The sequence below is a fragment of the Streptomyces sp. NPDC004838 genome (assembly GCF_053600955.1).
This window is the reverse complement of sequence record NZ_JBSGAW010000005.1, coordinates 193,399-215,789: the sequence shown is the minus strand read 5'-3', so window position 1 is coordinate 215,789 and position 22,391 is coordinate 193,399. Positions and strand designations below refer to the sequence as shown.

Annotated in this window: 17 protein-coding genes and 1 pseudogene; 4 read left to right on the top strand and 14 right to left on the bottom strand. The window is 70.5% G+C overall.

Annotated elements, in window-relative coordinates; all coding sequences use genetic code 11:
• Positions 1-9: 9 nt before the first annotated feature.
• From ACWEFL_RS08495 to ACWEFL_RS08485, 3 genes are all read right to left on the bottom strand, one after another.
• Entirely contained in the window at positions 10-1,584 is a 1,575-nt protein-coding gene (locus ACWEFL_RS08495) for a TIGR02677 family protein (RefSeq protein ID WP_451709313.1), read from the bottom strand.
• Positions 1,585-1,735: 151 nt separating this feature from the next.
• Complete coding sequence (locus ACWEFL_RS08490) at positions 1,736-2,521, bottom strand: polysaccharide deacetylase family protein (protein ID WP_451709311.1); 786 nt, start codon at positions 2,519-2,521, stop codon at positions 1,736-1,738.
• A gap of 28 nt (positions 2,522-2,549) precedes the next feature.
• Positions 2,550-2,747, bottom strand: coding sequence for a hypothetical protein (locus ACWEFL_RS08485; protein ID WP_451709308.1), 198 nt, complete (start codon positions 2,745-2,747; stop codon positions 2,550-2,552).
• Positions 2,748-3,241: 494 nt separating this feature from the next.
• Here ACWEFL_RS08485 and ACWEFL_RS08480 point away from each other — a divergent pair, with 494 nt between their 5' ends.
• Complete coding sequence (locus ACWEFL_RS08480; RefSeq protein ID WP_451709305.1) at positions 3,242-3,868, top strand: PadR family transcriptional regulator; 627 nt, start codon at positions 3,242-3,244, stop codon at positions 3,866-3,868.
• 20 nt (positions 3,869-3,888) lie between these two features.
• Complete coding sequence (locus ACWEFL_RS08475) at positions 3,889-4,866, top strand: hypothetical protein (RefSeq protein WP_451709492.1); 978 nt, start codon at positions 3,889-3,891, stop codon at positions 4,864-4,866.
• A gap of 72 nt (positions 4,867-4,938) precedes the next feature.
• Here the strand turns inward: ACWEFL_RS08475 and ACWEFL_RS08470 are convergent, their stop codons facing one another.
• From ACWEFL_RS08470 to ACWEFL_RS08455, 4 genes are all read right to left on the bottom strand, one after another.
• Positions 4,939-6,159: a patatin-like phospholipase family protein gene (locus tag ACWEFL_RS08470; RefSeq protein ID WP_451709302.1), complete on the bottom strand. Its 1,221-nt coding sequence runs from the start codon at positions 6,157-6,159 to the stop codon at positions 4,939-4,941.
• Complete coding sequence (locus ACWEFL_RS08465; protein WP_451709300.1) at positions 6,159-7,352, bottom strand: hypothetical protein; 1,194 nt, start codon at positions 7,350-7,352, stop codon at positions 6,159-6,161. Before ACWEFL_RS08465 ends, ACWEFL_RS08470 begins: the two co-directional genes overlap by 1 nt.
• Positions 7,349-8,200 carry a hypothetical protein gene (locus ACWEFL_RS08460; RefSeq protein ID WP_451709298.1) on the bottom strand — a complete coding sequence of 284 codons (852 nt, stop codon included), beginning with the start codon at positions 8,198-8,200 and terminating at the stop codon, positions 7,349-7,351. The genes ACWEFL_RS08465 and ACWEFL_RS08460 overlap by 4 nt, the downstream gene beginning before the upstream one ends.
• A 75-nt stretch (positions 8,201-8,275) precedes the next feature.
• Entirely contained in the window at positions 8,276-10,093 is a 1,818-nt protein-coding gene (locus ACWEFL_RS08455; RefSeq protein WP_451709295.1) for a hypothetical protein, read from the bottom strand.
• 379 nt (positions 10,094-10,472) lie between these two features.
• Between ACWEFL_RS08455 and ACWEFL_RS08450 the strand changes: the two genes are divergently transcribed.
• On the top strand, positions 10,473-11,804 hold the full coding sequence (locus ACWEFL_RS08450) for a hypothetical protein (protein ID WP_451709292.1): 1,332 nt from the start codon (positions 10,473-10,475) through the stop codon (positions 11,802-11,804).
• A gap of 215 nt (positions 11,805-12,019) precedes the next feature.
• Here the strand turns inward: ACWEFL_RS08450 and ACWEFL_RS08445 are convergent, their stop codons facing one another.
• The 5 genes and pseudogenes from ACWEFL_RS08445 to ACWEFL_RS08425 form a co-directional block, all read right to left on the bottom strand.
• Positions 12,020-12,505 carry an HIT family protein gene (locus tag ACWEFL_RS08445; RefSeq protein ID WP_451709290.1) on the bottom strand — a complete coding sequence of 162 codons (486 nt, stop codon included), beginning with the start codon at positions 12,503-12,505 and terminating at the stop codon, positions 12,020-12,022.
• 83 nt (positions 12,506-12,588) lie between these two features.
• A complete protein-coding gene (locus ACWEFL_RS08440; RefSeq protein WP_451709513.1) occupies positions 12,589-13,542 on the bottom strand; it encodes a hypothetical protein in 954 nt (317 codons plus the stop codon).
• 177 nt (positions 13,543-13,719) lie between these two features.
• Positions 13,720-13,935: pseudogene (locus ACWEFL_RS08435) on the bottom strand (helix-turn-helix domain-containing protein); the annotation flags it as partial.
• A 292-nt stretch (positions 13,936-14,227) separates the two neighbouring features.
• On the bottom strand, positions 14,228-15,727 hold the full coding sequence (locus ACWEFL_RS08430) for an amidase (protein WP_451709287.1): 1,500 nt from the start codon (positions 15,725-15,727) through the stop codon (positions 14,228-14,230).
• On the bottom strand, positions 15,724-17,520 hold the full coding sequence (locus tag ACWEFL_RS08425) for an amidohydrolase (protein WP_451709284.1): 1,797 nt from the start codon (positions 17,518-17,520) through the stop codon (positions 15,724-15,726). The genes ACWEFL_RS08430 and ACWEFL_RS08425 overlap by 4 nt, the downstream gene beginning before the upstream one ends.
• 265 nt (positions 17,521-17,785) lie before the next feature.
• On the opposite strand from ACWEFL_RS08425, the gene ACWEFL_RS08420 reads away from it, so the two are divergent.
• A complete protein-coding gene (locus ACWEFL_RS08420; RefSeq protein ID WP_451709281.1) occupies positions 17,786-18,667 on the top strand; it encodes a FadR/GntR family transcriptional regulator in 882 nt (293 codons plus the stop codon).
• Here ACWEFL_RS08420 and ACWEFL_RS08415 read toward each other — a convergent pair.
• Complete coding sequence (locus tag ACWEFL_RS08415; RefSeq protein WP_451709278.1) at positions 18,649-20,490, bottom strand: gamma-glutamyltransferase family protein; 1,842 nt, start codon at positions 20,488-20,490, stop codon at positions 18,649-18,651. The genes ACWEFL_RS08420 and ACWEFL_RS08415 overlap by 19 nt on opposite strands.
• Positions 20,487-21,917 (bottom strand): MFS transporter, encoded by a 1,431-nt coding sequence (locus ACWEFL_RS08410; protein WP_451709275.1) that lies wholly within the window; start codon positions 21,915-21,917, stop codon positions 20,487-20,489. The genes ACWEFL_RS08415 and ACWEFL_RS08410 overlap by 4 nt, the downstream gene beginning before the upstream one ends.
• Between the last annotated feature and the right edge of the window lie 474 nt (positions 21,918-22,391).

Sequence of the window (22,391 nt, the reverse complement as noted above, 5' to 3'; positions counted from 1 at the left end):
GGATCGTGGTCATCGGGCGTGCCCTCCCTCCGCGGCCTCCGCCGTCAGATCGACGATCTCGATGAGGTGATCGGGTCCGTGGAAGACGCCCGAAGGAGTGTGGATCCGCGCCGTGACACCGTCGGCGAGCGCGCTGAGCCGGATCTCCATGGAGCCGTCGTTGCTGGTGGCCACGGTCCGCCGCATACCGGGCCGCCAGGTGGCGAGGGCGTCGCCGAGCAGCTGGAGGAAGAGCCCGAAGGCCGCCGGGTCGAGTTCGCCCAGCTCGGAGAGGCGGGTCACCTTGTCGGTGACGAGCCGGGCGCGGGCCGCCGCGGTCTCGGCGGCCTGTTCGGCGGCCACCTCGGCCAGGTGGCGCAGCCGCTCCCGGCGGTCCTCGACCTTCCTGGGCTTGCCGCGCCGCTCGTAGCTTCCGGTACGGCGGAGCTGGGGGCTGATCCGCAGCGGTTCGGCCGCCGCCCAGGACGTGGCGGCGGGCACCGGCCGGGCCGCGCGGGCGGCGACGGTGTCGGCGTCGACGGAGAGATGCCGCGCGGGATGGAGCCCGAAGGCGGTACGCCACAGCCGGTGCCGGGAGTCGTCGTCGGGGGCCTCGGCGAACCAGCGGGCGAGTGTACGGAAGTCGGCGGACCGGTCGGAGCGGCCCGCCCTGCGCTCGCTCAGCGCCCGTACGACGGCCAGCAGTTGGGGGATCGCCCCGAGCGCCCGGCCGCGCAGCAGCCGGGCCTGCGACTCGCGCCCGTCCCGGCTGATGAACCACGCCGCGAGCCCGTCCCAGCGGCCCGCCCAGCGCGCGTACGCCTCCTGCTCGGCGTGCCCGGCCTCCTCGGGCGCGGCGTCGGCCGCCTCACGTCCGGCGGCGGCGCGCAGCAGGACCTCGATACGACCGCCCGCCTCCAGCTCCAGGATGAGCTGGGCGATGCGCCCGCCGAGGGTGATCAGGTCCTGGATGAACCGCTCCAGATACTGGATGAGCCGGTCCTTGTAGCCGAGGAAGACCTCCTCCCGCGCTTCGTGGAGGTCGATGGTGCGCTGGAGCGACCCCATGAAGGCGCGGGCGTTGTCGGCGAGGGCCCCGAAACGGCTGGCCAGCGCGTCGAGCGCGAGATGGGTCTTGGCGGGGTCGGGCTCCTCCTCCGCAGAGAGCACGAGGAGGGCCCGCAGCTGGGTGACGATGTCGTGCAGCGCGACCGCCTGGAGGGCTCCGCGCCGGCCGAGCGCCTCGTCGTATCCGGCGAGGGCCTCCTCGGCCGCCTCTCCCGCACGGGTGAGCTGGTAGATGAACCGCTTGCGGTAGAAGTCCTCGACGGCGGTGACCCGTGCGGTGTCGGGGTCGGCCCGCAGGTTTCCCCACCCGACGAGGCTGTCCAGCGCCTTGACCACGGCGTCCGGCTCGGCGGGACGCACGTCGGGGGGCAGGGCCGCGTACACGTCCTCGGGCCGCAGATGGACGGCGAACCGCTCCTTGGCGCCGACGAACACCCGCATCACCTGGCGGTAGAGCGCGGTGTTCTGCACGGTGAGATGGGCGAAGGGGCCGTATCCGTCGGGCCGGGGCTGGGGGGCGGTGGCGCTGTCGGTCATCGGCGCACATTCTTCCGTACCGGGGTGTCTTACGGACACAGTCCCCAAACCCGGACGGATTCATGGCGATATGCCTGATTGTGTCTGTCGGCGCAGGTCGTGCGACCTCTGTGGCAGGGGGACCGGAGCCCTGGGGCGGTGGCCGGTGCCGTCACTCCGTGGCCAGGGGCAGCCAGGAGCCACCGGGTGACGGCTGCGACGACCGGTGCGCCAACGGGTTCCGCCGGGCCTGCCGGGCCTGCTGGGCGCGGGCGGGTTCGTGCCGGACGAGCGGCCCGACGCGCCTCGCTCCGAGGCCGCCCGCCGCAGACCGCACGGGCGGGTGGGCCCGTACGGCCGACGGCGCGGTCAGGGGGCCGCGGCGGACGACGCGGCGGATCGCGTTCGCGTTCGCGTCAAGGGTTCCGCTGCCGGGGCCGGGACCGCTACGTTGCCAGCGCGCGGCCTTGGCGTGGAAGGTCAGGCCCGGCCATGCCTGGACCGGCGTGGCCGAGTAGACGATCCTGCCCGCGCACATACCGCGTTCGGCCAGTCCCTCGACGATCTTCGGGATGGCCGCGAGCGTCGTCTGCAGGCCGTCGTGGAGCAGGATGATGCCGCCCGGCCGCACCGTGAGGGCGTTCGCCACGATGGCGTCCGTGGAGATGCCGCTCCAGTCGACCGTGTCGGCCGTCCAGATCACCTCGGTCATCCCGAGTCCGGCAGCGTCCTGCCGAGTCCGTGCGTCGGTGCTCCCGAACGGCGGACGGAAGAGTGTCGGCGCACGGCCCGTCTGAGCCCGGACGGTCCGGCTGGTGTCGCGCAGTTCCGCGAACGCGGTAGGCGCGTCGAGCTGGACGAGGTCCGGGTGGGTGTAGGAGTGGTTACCGATCTGATGGCCCTCGGCGACGATCCGCCGGGTCCCGTCCGGCTGTGCCTGGGCGAGCGTGCCGGTCACGAAGAACGTGGCCCTGACCCGTCCCGCGTCACGCAGCGCCTATCAGATACGCGGTCGTGCTGTCCGTCGGGCCGTCGTCGAAGGTGATGGCCGCGTAGCCCCCTGAGCAACGACGTCCGGAGTCGGCCTGTGCGGCGCCCGGTGTCGACGCGAACGACATCAGGGCCGCCAGGGCCGCGCCGAGCCATATCCGCGACCTGCCTCGCTTCTTCATTCCGATCTTCATGCCGAGTTCCCTCTCGATCGACGAATCGTCGTGGTCGGGAGACCTCGGAGCGGCTCGAAGCGTCGGTTCACGGGAGTCGTGCCGTCAGGGGGTGGTGCTCCGACTCCGTCCGCCGTTTCGATGCCCGCCCCCTCCACGCGAGGCCGGGTTCTCTCGTACGTCGGTGCGAACTTCGGCCGGACATCATGGAACGCGAGCCCGCGGTGCCGCGGAGCGGAAACCCCGGAACCCGCACGGAACTTCCGGGAGACCGGGGCCCGGGTCCGGGAAGGCGAACCCCTCGCCGACGACCATCACGGGCGCGTCGCCGACGTCTGCGACACGGCTCCAACCTGCTCGCCGTCGCCGACGGCTCCTCCTGCCGGTCCTGGTCGTGACCGGTCCCCGGCGAGGCCCTGTTCTCGTATCGCTACCGCCAGGTGGCGTGCAGTGCTCTGTGACTGCCGTGGCCTCGCCAGGGTCTAATGGTTTATTTAGACTGATAGAGTTCGACTATGCCGCGTCGCGTTCTCGACAATCCGATCGTTCTGGCCGTGCTGGGTCTCCTGCTCGAACAGCCCTCGCACCCGCACCAGATGCTTGCCGAACTGCGAAATCGCAGCGACAACCACGCGGCCGCGATCACGCGAGGCACCCTCTACAACACCGTCGCCGCCCTGACCGAAGCGGGATGGCTTGCCTCGCAAGGCCGGCAGCGCCTGGGAAACCGTCCGGAGAGGACCGTCTACGCCCTCACGGAAGAGGGCCGCGACGAACTCGTACGACGGCTGGACTCCCAGATCCGCAACCCGGAGCGCGAGTTCTCGCAGTTCCTGGGCGCGGTCACCTATCTCGGCGCCCTCGGGGTGAGCGGTGCGGGGGAGGCCCTGGCCGAGCGTGCCCAACGCCTCCGGCAGCGCACGGCAGCCGATGAAGAACGACTCACGGAGGCCCTGGCCGCCGGCGTACCCCGCCTGCACGTCATCGAAGCCGAATACGCGTTGTGTCTCGCTCGCGCCGAGACGGCATGGATCGACTCGGTCATCGACGACATCCGCACCGGCTCACTGACGTGGCCGACCGATGCGGCGACAACCTCCGCACCCCCTGAAGCGCCGAACCGAAAGGAATCGAACGCGTGACACCGACAGCGCATGACGGCATGCTCTTCGGGATCTACCCGGGCGGAGTCGCCGGTGATGACACCGGGGGCCTGGCCAGTGGCCCGCCCGATGACCCGGCCCTCGTATCGAGTGCACTCGACCGCCTCCAGGGCCGACCAGACCGCCCGTTCCTGGTACGCGCCTACATAAGCTTCGACGACGCCACCCGCCTCGGCGAGCCACACCCGACCGCGACGCCGGCCGACGCGGCCCAATACGCCATCAGGGGGCGCCGCTTGGACCTGGTGGCGCAGTACCAGTCCACAGTCGGAGACGTCGACGGCTACTGCGACTTCCTGCGCGGACTGGTCGAGCAGTACGGCGCGGTCACGAGCACGCTGCAAGTGGCGGAAGAGCCCAACGTCACGTCGAACCCGACGCTGGACGGCTACTATCCGGCGGTGCGCGAGGCGATCGTCCGTGGGGTCTCCGCCGTCAAAGCGCGCGCACGTGAACTCGGGTACACAGACCTACGGGCCGGATTCAACACGACTCCTCTCTTCGGTCCGGCCGCCTCCTTCGTCACCGACCTGACCGACCGCGGCGGCGAGGACTTCATCGCCGATCTGGACTACGTGGGCCTGGACTTCTTTCCCGACGTCTTCCAGCCCATTGACGCGTCCGACCTCACGCACGCTGTCGAAGGACTGCTCCGCCACCACCGTGACTCGGTGCTGGCGCCCTCCGGATTGGGACACCTACCGCTGCACATCACCGAACACGGTTGGCCCACCGGACCCGATCGCCACCCGCACCGGCAGGCTGACGTCGTCGAGACCGTGGTGAAGGCGATCGCCGCCCAATCGAAGCGACTCCACCTGAGCGGTTACACACATTTCGCGCTGCGAGACGCCGACAGCACCCAAACAGGACTGTTCCATCAATTCGGGCTCACCACCGATGACTACTCTCCCAAGCCCGCCTTCGACACCCTGAAGACGCTCGTCGAACGCTTCAGTGTCCGAGGGGAACTATGAGTGGGGGCAGGCCGCCCTCCCTGACCCTGCTGCCGGGGAATGACGTGAAGCTCCACAGCTCTCCGGTCACGACTACTCACGCTCCTGATCGCCCTGCCGCCCCGGCGAGTTGTCGAGGACCCGCTGCACCCGCTCGGCCATCAGTCCGGTGCTGTGCCGGACGTTCGCCACGCTGCGCAGGAGCGCGTCCAACTCGTCCATGAGGGCTCCGGTGTCCTCGTATCCGCGTCGGCGCAGGACATGGGAGCGGGCCGGTGAGAAGTCCAGCGGTCCGCTCACCCCGCCCAGCGGGCCGGACGGCGTCAGCGGGGTCTCGGGCCGTACCTGGAGCAGGGTGAGGTTCTTGTGCTCTTTCGGACGCACGGTCTCGCCCGGAGTCAGATGCACCACGATGACGATGTCGCAGTGATCGATGTCGGCGAGGGCGCGGATCGGCGTGTTGTCACCCCCGAGGAAGCCGTCACGGTAGTACGAGCCGCCCGCGCTGCGCGGCGGGAACAGGAACGGCAGCGCGGCGCTCCCCAGCACCGTGTCCAGCATCTCCTGGTCGGCCAGGGTGTTCAGCTCGACCATGCGCGAGCGGACGCCCACCGCGCGGCGCAGGAACTGGCCGGCCGTCTGCGCGGCGCGCAGTCGGAAGAAGATGAGCGGAATGGGCACGCCGACCGGGTAGACCGCCACGCGGCACGGGATGCCGCCGCGTACCGCGTCCGGGTCCACGGCGGTGCGCACCAACGTCTCCAGATCACCCCGCCTGCCGAGCATCCGCACCAGACGGGGCGCGAGATTGCCGAATTGCGCGACAAAGCCCTCGTCCACGCCGTCCGGGTCGCCGAAGGGCCCGTCTCCGAAGCGCTGGGTGAACCACTCCCATGCCTCGGAGAGGCGGACCACGCCCGTGGACAGATCGGGGGCCGACGCGAGTACGGCGGCGTTGAGCGCGCCGATGCTGGTCCCGGCGACGGCGGTCAGTTCGACTCCCGCTTCGGCGAGGCGTTGCACCGCGCCGATCTGATACGCGCCCTTGGCCGCGCCGCCGGCCAGGACGAGACCGATCCGGTGCCGGGGAGGCGGCGCGGTGGGCAGTGGCGGCCGTACCGGCCGACGGGTCGGCGGCGGCGGGACCGGGCGGTTCTGGAGCGCCCTGGAACGGGCGATGAGCCCGGCGATCTCCCCGCCGTCTTCGTCGGGGCTGTCGTCGGGCGGGTCACTCTCGTTCGCGGAGGCCGGGGCCTGTGCCGGGGTGCTGCGGAAGACCTCCGGCGCTTCCCGGTCCGGTCCGTGCCCGGCCATCAGAGGGTCCGTCCGAGCGTCCGGCCCGGCGGAACGGGTCCGGCAGGGGCTTCCTCCGGACCGTCGGCCGGGGCCAGGGACGGCGGCGCATCCGCCTTCTCGTCTTCCGGCGGCCGGTGTCCGAGGCGGCTCCGTACCGCGCGGGCCGCGTCCGCCTGCTCGTCCACCGCCCAGCGTACGAACTCCTGAACGGTCATCGCGCCCGGCTGGCTCTGGCACTCCCGGACGGTGTCCTGCCGGGCCTGCCGGATCACCACGTCCCGCGACTCGGAGGGCTGGAGAACCGAGCGCTCCAGCGTACGGGCCACGGCATGGCCGAGCGGCCGGTGCGGCGGCCGCAGTGCCGGAGGCAGTCCGGAACCCAGCAGCTCGGCCACCATCAACCGGTCTTCCTCGCTGGGGAGTTCGTTCAGCACATGCTCCAGCAGCGTGCTCAGCGGCAGCCGTTCCCGCCACCCCAGCTCTTCCCGCAGCCTTGCGAGGCCGTCGTCGGCGAGCGCTTCTTCGGCGAGGCGTTCGCGCCACCCCCTGTCGCCGACCGCCGACTCGTGTTCGCCGGCCTTGCCGGAAGCCAACTGGCGTGCCAGCAGCATGATCTGGCAGGGCCAGGGCAGCGTTCGGTAGATCCCCTGGGTCCGCCAGCGGCGCAGCAGGATGTCGGTCGTGTCACGGGACACCTGCCAGAGTTCGGTGTGGACCAGCCGGCGCTCCAGCTCCAGCAGGGCGGTGCCATGGGCGTCCAGCAGAGCGGAGTGCTCGTCCAGCCGCTGCTCGACCGCCGACAGTCGGCGGGTGGTGATGTCCATGAACGAGGTCACCACCGAGGCCAGTTCGGACACCTCCGCCAGGCTCTGGCGGGCCAGCAGTCCGCTGTCCTCGGTCTCCTGGGCGAGTTCGTCCAGGCGGGTCGCGACCAAAGCGACATTGAGGCTGGTGAAGGAGAGGTGTTCGCCGAGGTCCCGGACCAGGTCGACGGTCAGCCGCTGTGCGTGGGCGAGGGCCTGTGCGCTCTGTACCTCGCGCTTGCGGTCGGCGCCGGTCAGCCGCGACCAGCGGCGGTGGAAGAATCCCTCCCGCGCCCGGAAGCCTGAGAGATGGGCGGCGGTCTGGGTGCTGTTGACGATCTCCGCGAGGGCCCGGTCACCCGCGAGCGGGATCTGTTCGGCGAGGATCCGCAGATCCATGACGGTCATCGCACTCCTCCGGGCGGCACGGCCGTCATGACCGTCGGCAGGCTCAGCCGCTTGTCCTCGATCCGGTAGGCCGGAAGGACCACGAGGGCGACCGGCCTGTCGTAGCCGCACTCCGGTGAGTAGAGCGTCACGGTGTCGGCCTTGGCGGACGACGCCCTGAAGTCGAACTCGGGCCGCACCCTGAGATGGCTCGCATTCTGGTGCAGCGTGACGGCTTTGGCCACCAGTCTGTCCAGTTCCTCCCACCTCTGAGGGTCGTTCCCTTGCTCGGACAGTCGCAGCAGATTCGCGAGGGCCGGCCGGTCGATCTCCTCCCCCTGGATCAGGGACTCCGCGCAGCGGCGGGTCAGTTCGGCCTCTCGCCACATCCGCACAAGATGTGCCTCCGGGGAGTATCCCGCTCCGCCGGTCACATCCGCTCCAGCGGACCCGACGCGGCTCGGTGCCTCGTCCATGGCCACCGCCTTCTCGACCAGGTGGGCGAGGGCACGGCCGGTCAGCAGTTGCTGCCATTCATCGGCGATCGCGGAGTGGTGGGGGAACTGGTCGTCCGTGAGCTCGACGATCCTGCTCGTGAGGTTGTCCACCCTCTCCCGGTACACGGACAACTGCCTCTGTACGTCGTCGAGTTTCGACGTGGTCCTCGTCAACTCCTGGTGTATCGAGTCGAGACTCTGGTTCATCTGCTCGAACTGGTCGAGCGTCTCGGCCCTACCCCAGATCATCCACTTCAGCGTCTCGAACATCTCCACCGCCTCCAGTTCCTGCCGTGTCAGATACGTCCGGGAGGTCGGCCCCGACGGTCCTCCGCCGGTGGACGGTCGCCCGCTCTTGCCGTTCTGAGGCATCTCGTGGCCTCCTTCTGCTCACCGGCCCCGGTTCGGGGCCGTCGTGGTGCCGGTTCCCTGTGTCTTCGGAAGCGGTCAGTGCATCCGGCGGAAGTCGACCGTGCCGCGGGTGGACTCGCCGGTCTTGTCGTCAATCGCCTCGACCTCGATCTGCGATTTGCCGAAGTAGAACTTGAGCGTGAAGCCGTCCTCGCTTTTGCGGTGATGACGGCGGAGGGGCACGAGGATCGTCGCGATCTGCTCACAACCGGAGTCGTCGACATAGCGGGGCCGGGCCGCCATGGTCCGGAAGAACCTGATCGCCATCCGCTTGGAACGGCGAGTGAGCGGCGCGACCGACATTTCGGCCGACTCGTCGATCTGGACCGCCTGGCCCCGGTTGACCAGCACCTTGAAACGCTCCTCGCACATCGCCACGCCGTCGACCACCGTCCGCCGGGACGCGCCGTCTTCCTCCTCCCACGGCGTGGCCAGCTCTATCCCGTACGTGTGCCGGGCCAGCCGGGACACGACCATGCCCGGGTCGTACGCGATGTGGACGGCACCGGTCAGCACGGCGGGAGCCTGGTGCTCCGGGTACAGCACGCGGATCCGGCTCCCGAACCGCTGGTGAACCCGGTCCCGCAGGAGGCCACAGCGCGAGAAGCCGCCGACCATCAGCAGGCTCTCGTGCGGCACACCGCCGTTCCCGGCCTGGCGCGGAGCCTCCTCCATGGCGGTCAGCTGCTGGTCGACGAGTTCCAGGATCGGTTCGGTCAACGCGTCGAAGAGCGGCTGGACCTCCTTCGCCTCGAACACCAGGCGGTACGGGCGGCCGACCGCCGTCGTCAGTTCCCGCTTCCGGCCCTCGTCCAGCAACTCCCAGATCGGGCCGGGTACATCGAGATACAGCACCGCCGAATCGGCGAGCCGGACGGTCCCGTCGTCGTCGGACTCGGTCATCAGATCGCCGACCTTGAAGTTCTCCCACATGTCGTCCATCCGCTGAAGCTCACGCGGGTACTCGACGGCCAGTCGGGAGACGATGTCCGCACCGAGCCGGTCTGCCAGCAGCTCGGTGCGGAAAGCGAGGTTGAGGAAGTCCGAGCCGAGCCTGCCGCCACACGCCTGACCGGTCTCCGCGAGCTGGACCTCGTCGTCCTTCAACGACTCGTAGGCCGTGATGTCGATCGTTCCGCCGCCGCAGTCCACCACCATGAACCGGGTACCGGCGCTCGTGAGCGGCACCTGCTCCTTCCGGCCGGTGCCGTCGATCAGCGACCACAGCCTCAGGTAGCCGGTGATGGCCGCGGCCTCCGGCTCGATGGCCAGCAGAAGCCGGTCGGGGTCGTTCGGGAAGCCCGCGTCGACGGCGGCCTCGCGCATGAACTGCCGGTCGTCCTCGTCCCAGATCGCCGGCACCGTCACGCACCAGCGGATCTCGTGCGCCAGCGGCCCGGCGGCGGTGATCTCCCGCTCGGCGGCGGCGCGCACCCTGCTGAGGCAGCCGACCACGAGCTTGCGCACCGAGTCGAGCCGGCTGACATCCGCGCTCCCCCGCGCCTGGGCGACCCCCAGCGCCCCGGTGTCCGCGCGCAACGCCATCTTGTATCCGGTCGCGTAGCCCCACCCGTGCGTGCGTCCCCGCTCCAACTTGTCGATCCAGTCGTGCCGGGCCTGGAAACCCCATTCGACGACCTCGGCGGCCGAGTTCGTGAGGACGGCCGACAGGTTCTTCGCCTGTGAGAGGTGGTCGCGGGCGAGACGGTCGTCGGAGTACTTGATCCTCCGGTGCTCCGGCTCGTCGTTCAGCGGTTCGATGAGCGCCCAGGCGAATCCCGTTCCGTGCGTACCGAAATCGACGGCGGCGGCGACCTTGACCGTGCCGTCTCCACCGGTGTTCTTCGCTGACATGCCGACTCCTCCCAGCAGGCCGAACGGCCCCGGCACCACTGCTTCGTGCTGTCGGACCGAGTGTGTGCGACACGGGGGAGGGGGCGGCAGTGTTGCGGTGTTGCCCGCGAGGGAATGCGGCGACGGGCCGCGCGCATCGCGGCCGGTCGCGGTGCCTGCAGTACCTATCAGGGTCGGGCGACGATCAGGGTCGGGCGACGCCGTGCGAGGGGCGTGACGGCGTACCAGGGGCGCGCGGTGCGCTGCGCGGGGCCGCGCGGAGCCGTACGCCGGGCGCGGTGCCTGCGCCGGATCGCGGCGTAGCTCGCCCTGTTGCGCTGTTGCCGACCATTCGGTAACCGTGTCGCCCGCGCGGCCGTGGCCGCTACGCTCTGCGGCCGTGAACCGGTTGACCGCATTCGTGCCCGCGACCGACGGCGGCCAGGACCTGCTGGACCGTCACATATCCTCACTGGCAAGCAGGTTCGGCATGACGCTGAACGTCGTCCGGCCGCCCATGAACCGTGCCCACGCGGTGCGCGCGGAGTACGGACGTACCGACTGCATCGTCTGGGACGCCTCGGTGGAGGACGAGCGCGGCGTCTACGACGCGCTGTGCATGCTGACCAAGACCCGCCGAAAGAACATCCTGGTGAGCCGCACCCCGCTGCCGCGCAACGTCCTGGCGCTGAACCAGTTCGCCCCGGTGCACGGCGAGGTCTTCGACAACGACCGGATAGGGGCGTGGCTGGCCCGGCAACTCCGGATCCGTCTCGGCGTAGACGGATCGGACGAGGGCGAGTCGCCCGCGCATCCGGGGCACTACTGGATGTACGACAAGCCTGCCGAGCACTTCCTCAGCTTCCGGGGCTCACATCAGCGGGACGCCGAGGAGTGGCGGGCCGGCTTCGAGCGCGAGCACGGCACCACGGTCAGGATGGTCCCGCCCTGCGAGTACTCGTACGCCACCGAGGTGGTGACCCGTGCCCAGATGTGGGAGGGCATCGCGCGGCTCCTGCGCGAGATCAACGCGGCCCGTCGCGCCATCGTCTATCTGACCGACGACTACCTCGACTCCTTCTGGTGCGTCGGCGAGCTGATGTGCATCGTGTATCTGCTGTACAGCACGTCCAGACGCAACCCCGCGGACAAGAGCCTCCTGCCCCGGCACCGACTGGACGGCGCTCTGCTCACCCAGCACGGCAGTCCCGGTACACGGCCGTTGCGGGCGGCTCTGGACGACATCGGGCTCCCGCTGCCGACGATCGAGCACGTCAAGCGGCTGAGGCTCCTCATCAACAACTGCGATCCGGTCACCGCGGCGCCCGAAGCGCAGATCGCCCCGAGCGGGCCGGCCCGCCCACTCGCCTGGGCCATGAACCGACTCTTCGGCTTCCACGACCCCGAGGTCGTCCAGAAGCGGTTCTGGTCCGACGTACGGATCCCCTGCCCCCGATGCTCCTCGCCCGGCCGGACTCCGGGCGCATTCGACTGGGATGCTTTTCTGGCCGCCCCGGACCGGAATGGCGGGGTGGACGCCTTCGGCTACTTCGGCGTGCCGGAACGGGAACTGACATCGGGCCCGATCCGCTGTCCGGGCTGCGGGACCAGGTGTCCGCTGGTCAACCGCCGGGGCACGCGTGCTCTGTGGATGCCGGTGATGACGACGGAGGAGGACCAGAGCAGGCCGGTGCTGGTCCATCAGCCGGTGTGGGAAGTGGTCAAGGAGTGAGTCCTGGCTTCGGGCCGGGGCCGGACCCCGGCCGGGTTTCGAAGAGGGCCGGGGGCCAGCCCCCAGCCGGGTTTCCAACAGGGGCGGGGCCTGATCCCCCAAGGGCTAGGGTCTGATCCGCTTGGCGCTCCGCCGACCATCCGGCCAGGGCCGATGGCCGGGCTCGGCCGTTCTTACGGGGCGGGGGCGGGGGCGGGCACGCACCGGTGTCCGCCTCAGCCTCGCGGCAGACCCCAGGGCAGGACCAGCCCGTCGCCCACCCGGCGCGGGACCACATGCAGATGGAGATGGAACACGCTCTGGGTGGCCTCGACGCCCCGGCTCGTGATCACATTGCACGGTCCGCACTCGCGCGCCAGCTCCGCGGCGTGGTACATCGCCGCCGCCGACACCCCGGGATCCGCGGCCATATCGATGACATGGCGGTACGGCACGACGATGAGGTGGCCTTCGGTCACCGGCGCGCGCGGGATGAGCGCCACCGCCTCGGGCCAGCGCCGTACGACGGCGGGGTGGGCGGGTTCGGCCAGCAGCGGGCAGAAGGCACAGCTCTCCGGCCCCGCTGCCGGATCCCCCTCGGCCGCCGGGACCGCCGGATCGGCCGCATTCGCCGGACCCCCCGGACCTGCCGGACCCGGACCCAGCGGATTTGACGGAGCCCTCGAGGGTTTCGGACCTGCCGGAGCGTACGGGTTCCCCACGGCTGCGCCGGACGCCCGGCCCGGACCCGGAGCGGACGCGGGTCTCTGTGCCCGGCTGTTCGCCGCCGGGTGGGACGTGTCGCTCACGACATCCCTCGGAGGTCCGCGGCGTTCCAGGCCGGCAGCGAGCGCAGCCGCCGCGCCAGGTGCCTTGCCGGGGGGTGGTGCGGAGCACGCTCCAGCGCCGTGGCCAGGAGCCGTAGTTCGCCCAGTGCCGTCGCGGACTGGGTCTTCGAGGCCGCCTGGAGGGAGCGTCGGCCCATTTCCACCGCTTCCTGGATCTCGCCCACCTCGGCCAGCGCCCGCGCGGCCCGTGCCCCGAAGAGCGCGCGCACGCGCCGCCCTTCGATGTGGTTGGCGCGACCCAGCCCCCGGCCGAGCAGCTCGGCCGCCAGCCGGGGCCGGCCGAGGTCGAACCAGCACCAGCCGCGCGCGAACTGATCGGCGTCGCCGATGACCGCCGAGCCGAGCGGGAGCCCGTCAGGTGACTCGTCCGGCTGGTCGCCCCAGAGTTCGCGTGCCTGGTCCAGGGCGCGCATGCTGGCGACGGCCTCGCCGCGCAGCGCGTACCCCTGGGCGGCACGCTGTGCCGCGAAGGCCCGTACGCGTCGGCCGTACCGGTCGTCGTGATGGACGCGCTCGGACAGTTCGACGACCTCGTCGGCGCGGCCCGCGTACAGTTCCAACTCGGCCTGACGCACCTTGCTGTAGCCGCGCAGATCAAGGAATCGCGCTCGCGACGCCAGCTGTCCGGCCTCGGCCGTCCAGCGTCGGGCGGAGGTGTTCGCTCCGCACTCCTGGGCCATCCAGCCCGCGAACTCGGCGGTGTGCGCGGCAAGCCGGAGCAGCGAGCGGTCCGGGGTCCGGCCGGCGAGCGCGGTCTCCCGGAGCGTCTCGGCCTGTTCGGCGACGGAGGGCAGCACGATCCGCGCGGGCACCTGCCGGCCGAGTTCCCTCAACCGTGCCGCCGACGCCCGGAACACGGTCGCGACGGCGGCGGAATCGCGGGGGTCGGCTATCCAGGCGGCCTCTCCCACGCGCCGCTTCTCCTTCGCGCGTCGACCGTCCTCCCCGTCCGGATCGGATGGAGTCGGATATTGAGACACCCCGGCGCTCCGGGCACCCGCCGCTTGCGGCCCGGCGGGTCGCGCGGGCACCTGTCCGTGACCCTTCCCGCTCCCGCTTTCCGATTCCGGGAGCAGGGCCAGCAAGCGACCTCGGCCGTCCAGCACCTGGTCACACATGCGTGCGAACTCGACGCTGGGGCGGCGCAGCCCGCGCTCTATCCGGCTGAGATCTCCGGGATTCCACCGCAACTCGCGCGCCAGCGCGCGCAGCGTCAGACCCTCCTCGTCCCGGAGCCGTCGCAGTTCAGTGCTGAAGCTCGGCGCTTCCCCTGGGCTGTGGCTTTGAGTGATTTTTCTTGCCATGAACGTTGCCCCCCGGACTGGCTGAATTCGGCCAGATTATGCCCGGCCGGACCGGGTCGACACCGTCGTTCGGCGGGATTCACCGCCGCGCTGGTGACGCGGCTCGCCGACGCGGGGGAGCCCGGCAGCGGCCGCGCGTCGGCGCCGAGTGACCATGGCGGCATCTCGAGTTCAGCCTCGGCGGGCCGCCCGGAGAGTCGGCGCTCCCCGACGGCGGTCCGTGCTCCCGACGGCGGTCCGTCCCTTCACCGAGAGGCCCGCGAGGCTGATCACGTGTCCCATTGAGGCGGGGTCAGGAGGAAGTCGCGGCCTCCGTCCGTCCCGGATAGGTGTGCTGCCAGGGCTGGAGGTCCTCGAACACCGCACTGGCCGCGAGCACGTCACCGTCCTGCTGTCGACGGCCGATGATCTGGAGCCCCACGGGCAGCCCTTCGGCGGTCAGCCCGGCGGGGATGGAGGCGGCGGGGTTGCCGGTCATGTTGATGAGATAGGTCAGGCACCAGCCGAGGAGCGGCTCCACCAGTTCGCCGTTGATCTCGTGCGGCCCCTTGGTCTCTCCGTTCGTCGCGTTGAGGACGGCCGTGGTGCCGACCGTGGGTGTGAGCAGCAGTTGGTGGTCATCGAACACTCCCTGCAGGACGTCGTAGACCCGCGTCCGCAGCATCTGGTCCCGTGAGACGTCGGAGGCGGACATTCGCTCCCCGGCGGCCACCGACTCATGGAGTTCGCGCGGCATGTCGTCGGCGTGTTCCCCGAGGAGGTCCACGCCCTGGGACCTGAGATTGTGGACGGTCTCCATGTTCTGTACGGCGATATGACGGTTGAACAGGTCGCTCAGCTCGCGGTGGCTGAACCCGAGATCGATGTCGATCTTCTCGACCTTCGCCCCCGCGTTCTCGAAGACCCGGACGGCGCGTTCCACGATCGCGGCGACTTTCGGATCCACGGGATAGGTGCCGAAGTCGGGACTGTAGGCGATCCGCCAGTTCCGCACATCGCGGTGGAGGTCGCCGGAGAAGTCGGCGGGGAGGCCGAAGCTGAAGGGGTCACGGGGGTCGGCCCCGGAGAGCACTCCCGTTCCTATGGCGGCGTCCCGGACGGTACGGGTGATCATGCCCTCGTGCACGAACGGGCTCACACCGCCGAAGGCGTTGGGCCGGATGACCGCCGGCACGCGCCCCGCGGAGGACTTGAAGCCGTAGACCCCGCAGATGGCGGAGGGGACCCGGATGGAACCCCCCGCGTCGGTGCCCTCGGCGAAGGGCACCATGCCCGCCGCCACGGCCGCCGCGCTGCCTCCCGAGGAGCCACCGGCATTCCGTGTCACGTCGAAGGGGTTGCTGGTGGGGCCGAACATCGGGTTGTCCGTATGGCCGCGGAAGCCCAGCACGGGGGTGTTCGTCTTGCCGACGATGATGGCGCCGGCCCGCTCCATCCGCTCCACCCAGACGCAGGAGAAGTCGGGCACATAGCCGGCGAGAGCACGCACCCCGCCCATCGTGGACGGCCAGCCGGGCTTGAAGTCGAAGAGGTCCTTCATCACCGTCGGCACCCCGTGGAACACGCCGAGGTCCGCACCCAGGGCGGCGCTCATCACCGCCTTCTCCGCGGCGCGCGCCCGCTCCCGGGCCTCGTCGTACGCCTTGTGGATGATGGCGTTGATCTCCGGATTGCGGTCCTCGATCCGGGCGATGACGGTCTCCATCAGTTCCACCGGGGACAGCTCCCGCCTGCGGATCCGGTGGGCCAGCTCGCTCGCCGGTGTGAAGTGGATGTCCTGCGCGGTGGTCATACGGTCTCCTTGAGCCGGGCCAGTGCCTCGTGTCCGTGAACGGCCTTGCCGTCGATCATGGTGACGAGGACTTCGATGTCCTTGATGGCGTCTTCGGGGCAGGTCATGGGGTCGTCCGAGACGACGATCAGATCGGCGAACTTGCCGACCTCGATGGAGCCCAGATCGTCTTCCTTGAAGAGGGCGTGGGCGCCGTTGGTCGTGAAGAGGCGGATGGCCTCTTCACGGCTGATGCGCTGGTGCGCCCCGATGACCTCGCCGGTGAGACCGGACTGCCGGGCCATCGACTGCCAGATCGTGAACATGTTGTTCATCGGGCCCCAGTCCGTCTCCTGGCAGACCGGGAGTCCGGCGTCGAGCCACCAGCGCAGGGGGATGGCGTTCTCCGCGAAGTCCCCGCCGCCGAGACGGCCGATGAAGACCTCGTCGACCTTGCCCCACAGGAAGTTGGTCGTGGTGGTGGGGACCACGCCGAGGCGCTTGAACTCGGCCATCTGGGCCTGCGAGGGGAACTCGCAGTGCTCCAGAACGAACCGGCGGTCCGCGATGGGGAACTCCTTGTCGGCGGCGTCGAAGGCGTCGAGCACGATCTGGATGGCTCTCGTGCCGGCGGCCGCCGTGTGGACCCGTACCCCGTGCCGCGCCGCCATGCCGATGACGGCGCGGTAGGTCTCCTCCGGAACCAGTGGATCGGGGTTGATCATCGTGCCGTCCGGGCCTCGGTAGGGCTGGTGGGACACTCCGGTCCCGTGCCAGTGCGGACCGTCGACACCGATGCTGATGCCGACGAACCCCAGGTGGTCGTTGCCGAAGCCCTCGGTGCCGGTGAAGGAGACGGTGCGGATCATCCGCTCGATCTCGTCCAGGGGCCGGGTCGCGTCGATCTCATGGGCGTAGAAGATCCGCAGGGGCAGGTCGAGCTCGGCGAAGGCCCGTGCCTCCTCGGGAACGGTGAGGTGGTTCTCCAGCAGTGTGGTGGTGCCGCGGGCGAGGAAGTCCGGCGCCATCAGCCGGATGCCCTCGCGGATCGACTCGTACGTCGCCGGCGGCACGAAGGGGGTGATCCGGTCGTAGAAGCGGGACGGGTTGTAGATCGGCTGCATATTGTGCAGTTCACCGGTGGGGATGCCGGTCTCCGGATCCCGCACCACCTCGATGCCGTCCAGCCAGTACGACTCGTCGGTGACCGAGACGCCCTCCATGCCCTCCCCGGCCAGCGCCTTGGCGAAGGGCTCCGCGTCGAGCAGTCCGGCGAGCCGCAGCGCGAGCGTGTTGAAGATCGCGTTGTTGGGGACGCGGTTGGTGGGCGCGGTGATGTAGACGGGGTGGTCCGGCGCGACCGCGTCCAGATCGTGCCGGTTGGGGAGGCGTCCCTCCGCGATGCACTCGGGCACCCGGAAGAAGTACGGGTGGTCGCCGACCGGGGTGGTGACGATCGGCTCACCCTTCGGAGTGGTCGCGGCGGCCTCCGCGATGCGGGCGCAGATCTCGGCGATCGAATCCGCCCCGTCGAGATTGAGCAGATGCTTCTCCTGGCCGAAGAGGCCGAGATGCCCATGGGTGTCGATGAAGCCCGGCAGGACGGTCCTGCCGCCGAGGTCGGTGACCTGGGTGTCGGGGCCGATATACGGCCGTACGTCGTCCTCGGTGCCCACTGCGACGATCCGCCCGCCGGTCACGGCCAGGGCGCGCGCCGAGCTGAAGTCGGCGTCGACGGTGAGGATGTTGCCATTGGTCAGGACGGTGTCGGCCGGGGGAGTGACCCCATGGGCGTCCAGTGGTGATCCAGTCACGGGCGGGCCCTGCTCTCTTGCTCGGCGGATGGGTGGCTCTCGTAGCGGAGGACACGTGGTCGCCGGGACGTCCGGCGGGGCCACGGGACCGGGTGTGCGGCCGGGCGGCCGCGAGTGGCATGGGCGATGAGCGTGGCCGGGCATGACCTGGCACCGACATCGGGAAGTGATCCGAATGAACCTAATGATTAGGTTCATTTAGAGCGTGCCTACCGCCAGCATCCGCTGTCAATCCCCCTCAGGGCTTTTTGGTTATACTCGTTCCATGGCGCTGTCTGGAAACGCTCCAAAGGCCGACACTCTGGCCAAATACATCGAAGATCTGATCGCCCGCCGACGACTGACGCCCGGTGACCGCATCGCGACCAAGGACGAGTTGCGCCGGGACAGCGGAATGGCGCGCGCGACCGTGAACGAAGCGGTCAGGCTCCTGCAGGCCCAGGGCCGGGTCATCCTCCGCCCCGGCCCCGGCGGCGGGCTGTTCGTCGCACCCACGGACCCGGTGGTCAGACTCGGTCAGACCCTGCTCACCGTGCACAGCGAACCGGTGAGCGTCATCGACGCCCTCACCGTGCGCGACGGCCTCGAACCCGTCGTCGCGCGCGACGCCGCGCGGTTCCGGAGCGCCCGGGACATCGCCGATCTCCGCGTCCTCATCGACGCGATGGCCGAGGCCGTCCACGACCCCGCCCGCTTCCTGCGGGCGAACTGGCGACTGCACGAGCGGATCGCCCAGATCGTGCGCAACCACATCCTGCAGACCATGTACCTGGGGCTGGTGCAGTTCATCCAGGACCAGGCGGCGGACGTGGTACCGCACCACACCCTGGAGGAGCACGCGAAGTACAAGCGGCACCGCCTCGACATCCACATCGATCTCGTGCAGGCGATCATCGCGGGCGACGTCGCAGCCGCGGGCAGAGCCGCCGAACGCCATGCGCTCAATCCGATGACCACACCCGCAGACGAGGTGGCGGCGGCCGCGAACCCCCGGACGGACCCCGACATCTCCTGGGGGACGGTCCCGGACGCGGGCTGGCAGCCGGACCGCGATCAGGCCGCGGGCACACCCCGCATGGCGGAGCCCCACACGACGGAGCCCCGGCCGTCGGAGGCCGGGGCACCGCCTCACCGTCCCAGCGCGTAGTTCAGCCCGCCCCGAGGATCGGCCGCGGCCGACAGAAGGCCGTTCGGGGCGCGGCCGACGGCGCACATCCGGCCGAGCGACCAGTCCGGCACCCGCAGCACATCGTGCCCGCGCGCCGCGAGCCGGGTGAGCACACGGTCCCCCAGCCGCTCCTCCGCCACCAACTGCCCCGGACGCGCCTGCCGGGGGTAGAAGGAGCCGGGAAAGTGCGCGCTGTGGAACACCGGAGTCTCCATGGCGGCCTGGAGGTCCCGTCCGCCGGTCACATGCCCCAGCAGGAACAGCAGTTGCCACTGGTCCTGCTGGTCCCCGCCCGGCGACCCGAAGCCCAGCACCGGCCGCCCGTCACGCAGCGCCAGCGTGGGCGACAGCGTCGTACGGGGTCGGCGGCCGGGCACCAGCGAACCGGCGAGCCCTTCCTGGAGCCAGGTCATCTGCAGCCGGTTGCCCAGCGCGAAACCCAGTTCGGGGATGACCGGCGACGACTGCAGCCAGCCGCCGCTTGGCATCGCGGCGACCATATTGCCCCAGCGGTCGACCACATCGACATGCACCGTGTCACCACCGGTCGCCCCCCTCCCACCGGCCGCGCCCCTTCTGTTCCCACCGGCCGCGCTCCCGGCACCGGACCCGGCCGCCGCCGTCCCGAGGGTCGGCTCGGCGGTGGTCACATCCGCCGTGCGCCCCGCCGCCGTCGCCGCCAGGTCCGGCAGCCGGGGAGCCCGCCCGCCGGGCGCGCCGGGCCGCAGCTCCAGCGACGCCTCCTCGCCGAGCAGCGCACGGCGCTCGTCCGCGTACCCGGAGGAGAGCAGCTCGGACAGGGGCACATCGGGCCCGTCCCCGTACCACGCCTCCCGGTCCGCGAAAGCGAGCTTCGCGGACTCGGTCACCACATGGACGAACTCCTCGGTACCGGGGGCAGGATCGAGCGGTTCCAGCAGCTTCAGCTGCTGGAGCAGGACCGGCCCCTGGCTCCACGCACCGGGTTTGCACACGGTGTATCCGCGGAAGTCGACGCAGGCGGCGGCCTCGTATCCGGGACTCCACCGCGCCATGTCCTGACCGGAGAGGAATCCCGGGTGCCGCACTCCCGTCGCGTCCGGCGTCGGCCGGCTCGTGAAGGAGTCCACCGCTTCGGCGACGAAGCCCTGGCTCCAGGCGGACAGCGCGGCGTCGAGCTGAGCCTCACGCCCCGACCCGGCGGCCTCCCCTTCGCGTACGAGCCGTTCGTACGTCATGGCCAGCCGCTCATGGGTGAAGAGGTCACCCGCTTGCGGCGCCCGCGCCCCGCTCGGATAGACCGCCGCCGAAGAGGGCCAGTGCGTGGCGAAGACCTCGGACATCGCCTCCATCGTCCCGGCCGCCGCCGCTCCGAGCGGGTAACCCGACCTCGCGTATCCGACGGCCGGTTCGATCACCTCGCGCAACCGCATGGTGCCGTGATCACGCAGGAGCGTCAGCAGCGCGGGTGTGGCCCCCGGCACCGTCGCGGGCAGCAGCCCCGATCCGGGGACGAGGTCCATCCCGAACCCGTGGAACGCCCCGATCGACGCGGTGGCCGGAGCGGGCCCCTGCCCGCACAGGACGGTGGCCGACGAACCCTCGCCACCGGCGAAGATCACCACCATGTCCCCGCCGGGGCCGCTCTGGTGCGGTTCCACGACCTGGAGCGTGAACACCGCGGCGGCCACCGCGTCGAAGGCGTTCCCGCCGCGTTCCAGCATGGCCATCGCGGCTCCGGAAGCGAGCCAGTGCGAGGAGGAGACCATGCCGAAGGTGCCGGAGAGTCCGGGTCGCGTGGTCGTCCCGGAAGGCAGGGTCATCGGGCCGCGCCTTCCAGTCCCTTGCCGGGCCGCGGTGCGGGCGCGGCGCCGCGCCCGGGGCGGGGGTCCTCACCGAGGTCCCGCTTGTGCGTCTCGTTGAACGCCCACACACAGATCAGGCTGATCAGGGACATCGCCACCAGATAGGCGGTGATCGACCAGGAATGGTCCGCCCACTCGTAGAGGGAGGCGGCCGCGATCGGCGCGATGGCACCGCCCAGCAGCGCGCCGAGCTGGTAGCTCAGCGAGGCCCCGCTGTAGCGCACCTTCGTGGTGAACATCTCGGCGAACAGGGCGGGCTGGGGTCCGAGCACCATCCCGGAGAAGGTGTTCATCACCGTGACGGCGACCGCGATCAGAGCCGTCGAGCCGGTGTCGATCAGCGGGAAGAACGCGAACGACCAGAGCAGACAGCCGACCGAACCCGCCAGATAGACCCGGCGTCGCCCCAGCCGGTCGGAGTAGTACGCCGACAGGGCGATGGAGGCCGCCAGAGCACTCATGCTGATGAGGATGATCCACATGATCCGCTGCCTCGGCAGGTCCAGAACAGTGGTCGAGTACGTCAGCAGATAGACGATCACGATGTACGCGATCGCGCTGTTGCCGATGAATGATCCGGCCGCCAGCAGTACCTGCTTCGGGTACTTGAGCAGCAGTTCGGTCAGCGGCAGCCGCTGCTTCTCCTCGCGTTCCCGCGCCTGCTGGAAGTACGGGCTCTCGGCGACGTTCATGCGGACCCACAGCCCCACCAGCACCAGTACGGCGCTGAAGAGGAACGGCAGCCGCCATCCCCAGTCGGCGAAGGCGCTGCCGGGCGCCACCCTGGCCATGACCAGGAAGGCCATGTTCGCCAGCACGAGACCGGCGGGAATCCCGAGCGAGATCGCGCTTCCGTACAGTCCGCGCTTGTTCTTCGGGGCGTGTTCGACGGCCATCAGCGCCGCTCCGCCCCACTCCCCGCCGAGGCCGACGCCCTGGAGGAAGCGCAGGAGGACGAGGAGGACGGGCGCCCAGATCCCGATCTGGGAGTACGTCGGCAGCAGGCCGATGGCGAAGGTGGACAGGCCCATGAGCAGCAGGGCGACCACCAGGACGGTCTTACGGCCTACCCGGTCACCGAAATGACCGAGGATCACACCGCCGAGCGGGCGGGCGCCGAAGCCCACGGCGAAGGTGGCGAAGGAGGCGAGGGTGCCGACGAGCGGGGAGAGGCTGGGAAAGAACTGCGGGCCGAAGACCAGGGCCGCGGCCAGACCGTAGATGTAGAAGTCGTACCACTCGATCATGGTGCCGACCATGCAGGCCGTGGCGACGCGGCGCGGGTTGCCGGCCTGCGCGGGCGCGGGCGTGGGCGTCGGCGTTGACGTGGGCGTGGGCGTTGATGTGGGCGCGGGCGGCGGGGTCGCGCTGACGGGGTCTCGCATCTCGAACCTCCCGGATGTACCGGACCGGATGAAGGATGAGGGGGGGATGACGGTGTGGGGAGCACTCGCCCCGGCGTGGGCTTGTGGCGTGGGCCGGGGCGGTGAAGGGGTTGGTACGGCTCCGGGCGGTGGCGGTGGCGGAGCGGGTACGGCGTCGCGGCAGGTGTCCCCGCTCGGGGTCACCGGCTCTGCTCAGGGGCACCGGCCCTGAAGGCGGTTTCCAGGGGTGGGCCCTCACGACGGTTCGTTCCGTCCTCCCGACCGCGCGGCCATGGCGGTGTGAGCCCTGGCAGGCACGGGCGGACAGACGGGCGCACGGGGAGTGCGCGGTCGGGTGGGCGTGCGGACGGGGTGGGTCCGCACGCCGGAGGGCGTGGGTGGGACAAGGGGGCAACGGTCCTGCCGGGACCGGAAGCCGGAAGCCCCCTGCCGAGGCCGCGGAGAAGGCCGGGGGGAAGGCGATGGAGAGGCTGA

Coding starts and splice junctions, on each gene's coding strand:
- ACWEFL_RS08455 (WP_451709295.1), bottom strand. CDS start 10,093: ATGTCAGCGAAGAACACCGGTGGAGACGGCACGGTCAAGGTCGCCGCC.
- ACWEFL_RS08480 (WP_451709305.1), top strand. CDS start 3,242: ATGCCGCGTCGCGTTCTCGACAATCCGATCGTTCTGGCCGTGCTGGGT.
- ACWEFL_RS08495 (WP_451709313.1), bottom strand. CDS start 1,584: ATGACCGACAGCGCCACCGCCCCCCAGCCCCGGCCCGACGGATACGGC.
- ACWEFL_RS08420 (WP_451709281.1), top strand. CDS start 17,786: ATGGCGCTGTCTGGAAACGCTCCAAAGGCCGACACTCTGGCCAAATAC.
- ACWEFL_RS08460 (WP_451709298.1), bottom strand. CDS start 8,200: ATGCCTCAGAACGGCAAGAGCGGGCGACCGTCCACCGGCGGAGGACCG.
- ACWEFL_RS08415 (WP_451709278.1), bottom strand. CDS start 20,490: ATGACCCTGCCTTCCGGGACGACCACGCGACCCGGACTCTCCGGCACC.
- ACWEFL_RS08410 (WP_451709275.1), bottom strand. CDS start 21,917: ATGCGAGACCCCGTCAGCGCGACCCCGCCGCCCGCGCCCACATCAACG.
- ACWEFL_RS08430 (WP_451709287.1), bottom strand. CDS start 15,727: ATGACCACCGCGCAGGACATCCACTTCACACCGGCGAGCGAGCTGGCC.
- ACWEFL_RS08475 (WP_451709492.1), top strand. CDS start 3,889: ATGCTCTTCGGGATCTACCCGGGCGGAGTCGCCGGTGATGACACCGGG.
- ACWEFL_RS08465 (WP_451709300.1), bottom strand. CDS start 7,352: ATGACCGTCATGGATCTGCGGATCCTCGCCGAACAGATCCCGCTCGCG.
- ACWEFL_RS08470 (WP_451709302.1), bottom strand. CDS start 6,159: ATGGCCGGGCACGGACCGGACCGGGAAGCGCCGGAGGTCTTCCGCAGC.
- ACWEFL_RS08485 (WP_451709308.1), bottom strand. CDS start 2,747: ATGAAGATCGGAATGAAGAAGCGAGGCAGGTCGCGGATATGGCTCGGC.